The 4131-nt window shown below is 58.6% G+C and carries 3 protein-coding genes and 2 pseudogenes; all 5 read left to right on the forward strand.

All coding sequences use genetic code 11. From position 1 onward, the window contains the following. Positions 1 to 274 (forward strand): annotated as a pseudogene (locus tag JCM25156_RS23335) (type II secretion system protein GspK); the annotation flags it as partial. After that, positions 246 to 431 carry a hypothetical protein gene (locus JCM25156_RS10150; protein WP_025812998.1) on the forward strand — a complete coding sequence of 62 codons (186 nt, stop codon included), beginning with the start codon at positions 246 to 248 and terminating at the stop codon, positions 429 to 431. The pseudogene JCM25156_RS23335 and the gene JCM25156_RS10150, both read left to right, overlap by 29 nt. 447 nt (positions 432 to 878) lie before the next feature. Beyond that, positions 879 to 2419, forward strand: a pseudogene (locus JCM25156_RS23340) (glycoside hydrolase family 68 protein); the annotation flags it as partial. 186 nt (positions 2420 to 2605) lie between these two features. Beyond that, the gene (locus JCM25156_RS32090) at positions 2606 to 2797 is read left to right on the forward strand and encodes a hypothetical protein (protein ID WP_277909434.1); all 192 of its coding nucleotides are present in this window, start codon (positions 2606 to 2608) and stop codon (positions 2795 to 2797) included. After that, a complete protein-coding gene (locus JCM25156_RS32095) occupies positions 2794 to 4077 on the forward strand; it encodes a glycoside hydrolase family 32 protein (protein WP_277909433.1) in 1284 nt (427 codons plus the stop codon). The genes JCM25156_RS32090 and JCM25156_RS32095 overlap by 4 nt, the downstream gene beginning before the upstream one ends. Positions 4078 to 4131: the final 54 nt, after the last annotated feature.

Consider the following 4131-nt stretch of genomic DNA (forward strand, 5'->3'; position numbering starts at 1 on the left):
TATCCGCGCATGGCGCTTTCCGCTCCAGCAGGGCGAGGCACCGCCCGCCGGGAGTGCCGCCGCCTACGCCGCCGCCGGACTGGATTACGGGCCACCAGGGGCTCCGTTCCAGACGAATGGGGAAATAGCCCTTGTGCTGGGCATGACGCCCGCGCTTGCCGGGCAGATCCTGCCTTTTGTGAGCGTGTACTGGGATGCGGACCCCGTACCCTCTTGCCGGGCCGGTGGTAAGGCAGGCGCTGGCCATGGCAGGTGGGACGCCCACCCCGGATGACGAGGCCCGCAGCCAGGGCATTGTGGGGATAGATGTGATCGTGACCGACATATCGGGCACGCGCGCGCTGCGTCATGCGGTCATAACGACACAGGTGGCGGGGGGGGACGCTTCCCCGGTGCGCATTCTGCAATGGAACAGGCCGGACGATTACTGATCCGGTAATATGGCCAATACATTTGTGAAAAATATTTTTACAATAAAGAAACTTGGCAGATCTCCTCCCGTTCGAGCAGCGAGCGCTATCTGATGTACCAGGCATTGCGACGGAAGATGACATCTTCCGGAAAAATGGCATCGAGCGCGACAAATGCTTCATCTTCTGAAGATGTTGAATGAATCCTGGGAAATATAGTGTGTTTTCAAAAGTAACGTCGGATCCCTGAACCTGTTCTTTCGGCCATGTGTCCGAAGGCAGGACGTGCCTGATGCCGGAGGACGTAAAATGGAAATTACAGATAAGAAATCCGCCACGGATAAGGAATATCCCTTCCGTTCCAGCAAATATTCGCGAAAAAGGCGATGGCTCCTGCTCGGTGCGGGCGTGCTGTCGGCCACCATGACGGCCGGCATGGTCGTGGCGAAGGCCCAGACCACCAGTACGGGTGTTTCGGGTTATCCCCTGCCTACGGTACACACCCAGCAGGCCTACAGCCCGTTTGATACATTTACATCGCGCTGGACCCGCGCCGATGCGCGCCAGATCAGGCGCGATCCAGCCTGACCAACCCCACGGGCGGCAACTCCCTGCCTGCCCGCCTGACAATGCCCTCCATTCCCGCCGATTTCCCCCAGACCAACCCCGATGTATGGGTATGGGATACATGGACACTGATTGACGCAAAGGCCAATCAGTTCAGCTATAACGGCTGGGAAGTCATCTTTTCGCTGACGGCCGACCCCAATGCGGGCTACACGTTCGATGACCGGCATGTGCATGCCCGCATCGGCTTTTTCTATCGCCGGGCGGGAATTCCCGCCGCGCTGCGGCCACGCAATGGCGGCTGGATTTACGGCGGCCACCTGTTCCCCGATGGGTCCAGCGTAAAGGTGTTCGGCTCGACAACCCTGACGAATAACGCGGAATGGTCCGGCTCGACCCGACTGGTGCGCGCGGGCGACAACCACGTAAGCGTGTTCTATACGGCGCTGGGCTTCAACCGCACGGCGGATGGCACAAATATTACGCCACCTGTCGCCATTATTTCAAAGGCGAATGGCACCATCCATTCGGACCTGAAGCATGTATGGTTTACCGGTTTCAATAACCATACACCGCTATTGCAGCCCGATGGGGTTTATTACCAGACCGGGCAGCAGAACGAGTTCTATTCCTTCCGCGATCCGTTTACTTTCGAGGATCCGGCCCATCCCGGTTACACCTTCATGGTGTTTGAAGGGAATACGGCGGGTGAGCGGGGCGCGCGTGACTGCACGGCAGCCGATCTGGGCTACCGTTCGGGCGATCCATATGCCGAAAATCTTGATGATGTGCTGAATTCGGGGGCGACCTACCAGAAAGCCAATATCGGGCTTGCGGTGGCCCTGAACAAGTCATTGAGCAAATGGCGATTCCTGCCGCCCCTTATTTCCGGTAACTGCGTCAATGACCAGACCGAACGGCCGCAGATATATATCAAGGATGGTAAATACTATCTCTTTACCATAAGCCACCGCACCACCTTTGCCGCCGGGATTGACGGGCCGGATGGCTCGTACGGGTTCGTGGGCAACGGTGTGCGCAGTGATTACCAGCCTTTGAACTGGGGCAGCGGGCTGGTGCTGGGCAACCCGACCGACCTGAACCAGGCCGCGGGTTCCGATTTCGACCCCAACCCCCTGCAGAACCCGCGCGCATTCCAGTCGTATTCGCATTACGTGATGCCGGGCGGACTGGTGGAATCGTTTATCGATACGGTTGAAAACCGCCGTGGCGGCGCGCTTTCACCTACGGTCCAGATCAACATCAATGGCGCGAACACCGCCATCAACCTCGCTTACGGGAATAATGGCCTGGGTGGGTATGGCAATATCCCCGCGAACAGGGCTGATGTGGATATCGTCGCCTTTCTGCAGGACCTGCGTTCAGGCAATGATTCCAGCGTGACCAATCCCCTTGTCGCTCTTGCATCGGTGGGGCAATAAGGAATTTGAAATGATCGGGTATAGTCATTGATAAAGAAATGGATGATGGGATTGTCTCTTTTCTGCGCTGCAATGACGGGATCAGGTATGGCAGCGCAGAAAGCCCGCGCCGCACAGGATGTGGCGCAACCGGGTGGAACGCCCCAGTGGCGTCCGTCATTACATTATACACCACATAAATACTGGATGAATGACCCGAATGGACCTGTCTTTTATAAGGGGGTCTATCATCTTTTCTATCAGTACAATCCCATGGCGGCGGAATGGGGCAATATGTCCTGGGGGCACGCCACCAGCACGGACCTGCTGCACTGGCAGGAACATGACGTCGCCATGCGTCGGGACATGACAGGGATATTTTTTCCGGCTCGGTCGTGATTGACAGCAGGAATACATCCGGGCTGGGCACACCGGAAAACCCGGCAATGGTGGCGCTTTACACCAGCGTGTTCAAGGCTGGCAGCGGCCATGAAGCGGGTATTCAGGCGCAGTCCCTGTCCTACAGCCTTGATGGCGGCTCCACATGGCGGGCCTACCGCAAAGACCCGGTGCTGACACTTTCCCCCGATTCAATGCAGTTTCGTGACCCCGGCGTAAGCTGGTACGAGCCGGGAGGTTACTGGGTCATGACAACGGTCGTGGCGGATGCGCCCGTCATCAAGCTTTACAGGTCGGATAACCTGATCGACTGGACATTCCTGAGCGATTTTGGCCCGGCGGGGTTCATACGCCCCGGCATGCTGTGGGAAATGCCGACCCTGTTCGCCCTGCCACTGGATGGCGATCCGGCGCAACGGAAATGGATCATGATGATCGGCGTAAACCCGTGGAGCATCGCGGGGGGATCGGGGACCGCCTATTTTGTCGGATCGTTCGATGGCCGGACATTCCATGCGGAGAACCTGCCGCCGGATGGATCGGATCCTTCATCCTATGACTGGGTCGATCACGGGGCGGACCATTACGCGGCCATGCTGTTCTCCAACCTGCCCGCCAGCACGCCGCTGACCATTGGCTGGATGAATAACTGGGACTATGCGGGCACGGTTCCGACCGAACCATGGAAAGGCCAGATGACCCTGCCCATGACGGTCGCGCTGAAAACCATCAATAACCGCCCCCGGCTCTGCTTCGCGCCCGATGCCCATTACACCGCATGGGTGGCCAGCCACCGGGGCCATTCATTCAACGCGATGCGCCTTTCCACGGAGCGGCGGCTCCTGCCCGGAAACACACGCGGCGAGGTGCTGGATATCAGGCTGGAAATCCATGGCAGGGGTGCCCGCGCCGCCGGTGTCATCCTGCGCGCATCGCCGGACGAGAAAACGGGCACGCGGATTGCCTATGATTTTGAGCATCATACCCTGTCGGTGGACCGATCCCGCTCGGGGCGGACGGATTTTTCCCAGCATTTCAGCCAATGGCATAGTGTCAACATGCCGCATACGGCGGATGTGTCGGCCCATATTATCGTGGATCGCAATTCCGTCGAGGTTCTGGCGCTGGAAGGCTCGGTCGTCATTACGGATCTGATTTTCCCCCCGGCGGAGGCCGATCATGTCATCGCCTTTGCCGAGGGTGGGGACGCCGAATTTACAAACCTGCGGGTCACGCCGCTTGATGACCGCGCCGCGCGCGATCAGGAAGCACCGCCTTAAATAAAGGCGCGCCCGGACTTCCCTGATTTTCAGGCAGTGATCTAGAACGTGATG

Source organism: Komagataeibacter kakiaceti JCM 25156, assembly GCF_000613305.1.